Below are 352 nucleotides of genomic sequence, written 5' to 3'. Positions count from 1 at the left end.
CTTTAACAATCTGGAAGAAGTAAGTAATTTGGATAGCGGAAGCGTCTTTGAGATGGACGTGGAAACTATCCGGGTTGTGATTGTATCGATGTATCTCAAGATGATTCGAACTTCATGTTCGACTCAATTGGAATACGGCACAACGCGAGAACTCAACCTGTAACGACTGTCGTCCCCCATGCGGGGATGGGGCCCTCGTAAGCGCTAAAGCGCTAACGATGGCCGACAGAGACAGACTCGTTATAGGGTCAAGCGAACAAGTGCATGTGGTGGATGCCTTGGCGATCACAGGCGATGAAGGACGCGGTAGCCTGCGAAAAGCCCCGGGGAGCTGGCAAACAAGCTTTGATCC

At 51.1% G+C, this 352-nt stretch carries 1 rRNA gene; it reads left to right on the top strand.

Annotation, left to right across the window (positions count from 1 at the left end):
• Positions 1-246: 246 nt before the first annotated feature.
• Positions 247-352: ribosomal RNA gene (locus HW466_RS31635) — 23S ribosomal RNA — on the top strand; the annotation flags it as partial.

Origin of the sequence: Burkholderia territorii (genome assembly GCF_902833055.1) — a bacterium.
Classification (GTDB): domain Bacteria; phylum Pseudomonadota; class Gammaproteobacteria; order Burkholderiales; family Burkholderiaceae; genus Burkholderia; species Burkholderia territorii.
Note: the sequence above shows the minus strand (reverse complement) of the source record. Positions and strands in the feature narration are given on the sequence as shown.